This is a genomic window from bacterium (assembly GCA_022616075.1).
In the GTDB taxonomy this organism is placed as follows: Bacteria; Acidobacteriota; HRBIN11; order JAKEFK01; family JAKEFK01; genus JAKEFK01.
The window spans coordinates 1-3,322 of sequence record JAKEFK010000091.1; the positions used below are offsets into that span (position 1 = coordinate 1).

General features: G+C 48.9%; 5 protein-coding genes. 3 read left to right on the plus strand and 2 right to left on the minus strand.

The features are described 5' to 3' along the window. The 3 genes from L0156_07870 to L0156_07880 all read left to right on the plus strand — a co-directional run. Positions 1 to 253 (plus strand): helix-turn-helix transcriptional regulator (locus L0156_07870; GenBank protein ID MCI0602916.1); only part of this gene is annotated, 253 nt, incomplete at its 5' end. Positions 254 to 318: 65 nt separating this feature from the next. Then, entirely contained in the window at positions 319 to 1,734 is a 1,416-nt protein-coding gene (locus L0156_07875) for a beta-lactamase family protein (GenBank protein MCI0602917.1), read from the plus strand. A gap of 289 nt (positions 1,735 to 2,023) precedes the next feature. Next, on the plus strand, positions 2,024 to 2,314 hold the full coding sequence (locus tag L0156_07880) for a hypothetical protein (protein ID MCI0602918.1): 291 nt from the start codon (positions 2,024 to 2,026) through the stop codon (positions 2,312 to 2,314). Between the two features lie 119 nt (positions 2,315 to 2,433). Here L0156_07880 and L0156_07885 read toward each other — a convergent pair whose 3' ends face one another. Both L0156_07885 and L0156_07890 read right to left on the minus strand, forming a co-directional pair. After that, positions 2,434 to 2,937 (minus strand): hypothetical protein, encoded by a 504-nt coding sequence (locus tag L0156_07885; protein ID MCI0602919.1) that lies wholly within the window; start codon positions 2,935 to 2,937, stop codon positions 2,434 to 2,436. A gap of 124 nt (positions 2,938 to 3,061) precedes the next feature. After that, the coding region (locus L0156_07890; protein MCI0602920.1) for a hypothetical protein at positions 3,062 to 3,322 on the minus strand (261 nt) is incomplete at its 5' end.

A 3,322-nucleotide genomic window follows, 5' to 3' on the forward strand; every position in this document is an offset into this window, starting at 1 on the left:
GGCGATGGAAGCCGGAGTCCACCCGATCTATCTCCATCGAGCTTTTCGGAAACATTACGGCCAATCGATCGGTGAATATTTACGAATCTTGCGGATCCAGTCTTGCTGCGTACAACTCGCTTCCACAAATGTGCGGCTAGCTGATATCAGCACATCAGCCGGCTTTTGCGATCAAGGTCATTTTTCTCGCACGTTCAAACGAATCTGCGGCATGACTCCAATGGCGTACAGAAGGATTTTCCGCACAGTTTAATCTCGTCCCATAAGGTTCCTCACATCCAAGACGGTCCACAATGAACATGCTATGTTATGAACTAAATGTCAACTTCATACCGACTGATCGTTTGTCTTGTCCTGATCTTATCTCTTCCTAATTCAGCGCCAACAACAACTGCTGTTGTTTCAGAGGAGCTCGCGAAATTTCTCGATACTTTTGTGCCCGATCTCATGCGGGAAGAGCACATACCGGGAGCTGCCTTTGTGTTTGTCCAGGATGGAAAGGTTGTCTTAAGTAAGGGATTTGGTTATGCAGATCTGGAAGGAAAAAAAACTGTCGATCCCGGCAAAACAATTTTCCCGATCGGTTCGATCAGTAAGGTGTTTACTGCTACAGCGCTAGTTCAGCTAGCGGACCGCAAGAAAATCGACTTGAAAGCGGACGTTAATTTGTATTTAAAAAAACTGAAAGTGCCGAAGACTTACGATCAACCGATCACCAGCGCACATTTGCTGAGCCACACGTCCGGCCTGAATGAAATCCGGCCCGGCACGCAAGCAGGGTCAGCGAACAAGATACTGCCCCTTCATGAGTTCTTGAAAGATCGTCTCGTGCGTGTTCATCTACCTGGGGTCGTTACCAGTTACTCAACGTATGGCATTACTCTGGCAGGGTTGCTCGTGGAAGAAGTATCTGGAGTCTCATACGAGACGTACCTTCACCGAAATATATGGGAACCATTGCAGATGAATCACACATACATCTCAACACCTCCGCACATGACTGGCGATGTGGCGATAGCGTATGGAGCGGAGGATGGTACTCCAACAATCGTGCCGTATGAGTGGTATCACACAACGCCTGCCTCTTCCATCAGGAGTACTGCTGAAGATATGTCGAATTTCTTGATTGCACATCTTCAGTGCGGAGACTTTCGCGGCCAACGTATCCTGAGCGCAAACGCCGCGTGTGAAATGCATCGAACACAATCAACAACACATCCCAAGATGCCCGGATGGACTTATGGATTTCAGGAAGATGACACAAACGGTTTGCGAATCCTGGAGCATGGTGGCGATATTGCGGGCTTTGGCTCCTTGTTGGTGTTGTTACCCGGTGAGAATACCGGTTTCTTTATCGTGCATCATATAGAAGGTGGAAATCTACGTTTTACAGTAAAACAAAAATTGCTGGACCGCTATTTTCCCGATAAACGTCCGATCGATGTTCCAGTACCGACTCCTGATTCCAAGGGGGAGCTAAAACGTTTTGCGGGACTCTATCGCGGGAACCTGTTCTGTCACACATGCAAGAATCCACTTCCAGTGGCAGAAGTTGAAGTGACCGCAAATGATGATGGGACTATCACCGTGTGGGACGACCGATGGGTGCAAACGAGCCCGTTATTCTTTGTGCGCCTTGATGGAAAACGAAAAATCGCGTTTCAAGAAGACAAAACCGGACGCATTCTGCAAATGTCCGCCGGATCATGGAAAGTTATGGAGAAAGTAAAGTAGTTTGCTGTATCACGGAATTCCGAATCCAATGGTATAGTACACAGAAATACGATCTCCTATCCATATGAGCGCACCTGAACTAAACAAACAGGGGAAGGACAACTAGATTGGGCTCGCCTAGAGTTTGAGCGAGAAAAATGGCGCCAGGATGTGGAGATGCGTGCGCGGGAGTTCGCTCTGAAAGAACGCGAACAAGCCAATAACGAGGCTGAACTCCAATTAAAGCGCCGGGGAACAAGAAGCGTCGAAATGGCGAAGTCCTCTCGTTGTAGCAATCTTTGCTGCGGCTTTGGCTGCTTTCGGCAATGCCGTCGTGACTCTATTGAATCGAGATGCCGAGCTAAAGTTGGAAATCATTAAGGCTGAGTCGACCCGTATCCTCGAGATGATCAAAACAGGGGATACAGAAAAAGCCGCAAAGAACCTGGAATTCTTAATAAAAACAGGACTGATCACCGATGAAGAAAGGGTTAAGAGACTTGCCGAATTCTTGAAGAATCGTCCACCGGGGACCGGCCCGTCACTGCCGGGCCCCTCTCCTAAATTTGGATTTGAGCCAAGCGAGTTCCTGCCGGAGTAGCTTCAAAAGACTCTGGAACATACCCTAACAAAATACCCTTCATTTCTACAAGATATAGGTTTCACTCCTAGTGAAGAGAAAGTTAGCATCAAAGTGGAAAAGTTGCCGCCACCAAATGCCTACATTATTTCTGGCGCTTCTTCGGAAATGATTTGCTTGATATCCTCAGCGGAAACCCGCTTGATCTTTGCCATGTATTCCCACTGATCCTGTAAGGGGCGGTAGTCGTCATCAAGGAAAACGGAATTTTCCTTATCGCGGGGGATTCTTTGGAGCGGCAGAGCGATCAAATTTCCACTTGGTAGAAAGTCTTGATTTGGAAAGAACCGATCGTATGTCTCGAGGCTCAGCGAGTTGCGATTCAGTGTCGCGCGGGCCACAATCATGGTGCCGAGTCGTCGCGCAAGCGTTGCAGCAACGGGATGCGAAAAGAAAATCCAGGTGTGTGCGCCATTTCCGGATCGCGATCGCTCAACATAAACCTCAATGCCGAGGGTTCGAGCCGCCACCCGGTAGGCCTGAATGTCTCCTTGCCATCCAGCCCCATCAAAATCAGCGGCTAGAAAAGTACATGTGTCGTCCTCGCGGATAGCATAAGTCCCAATCGTGTAATGGCCCTGCAAATGACCCTTTACTGCCTCAGCATCAAGTAAGGGGAAGGACTGGTTGGTGCATACAGAACACTTTATCGCAGGTTTTTCGCACACTCCCGGAACCCATTCATTACGGCAGGCCGGCGCGTACCCTTTAGTCCCCTTCTTTCTGGTTATGCCACAGCTTTGGATAGACAGACTCGCGACAACGAAAGAGTGTTAAAAAGAGCTGAATCTTTTCTTCGGCGGTCTGAGGCGTCTTGCTGCACGCCGCAGTACCAAGAATTCGAGGTAGATCTCCTGTCCGCGCCAATTCCTGGGACCGAAGCGTAGAAAGTTCCTCAGCGATCTTCTTTCGCTGAACGTCAAGCTGCCTTAGCAGATCTTCCAGTTCGGTAATCCGATTTCTTGACAC

Coding starts and splice junctions, on each gene's coding strand:
- L0156_07875 (MCI0602917.1), top strand. CDS start 319: ATGTCAACTTCATACCGACTGATCGTTTGTCTTGTCCTGATCTTATCT.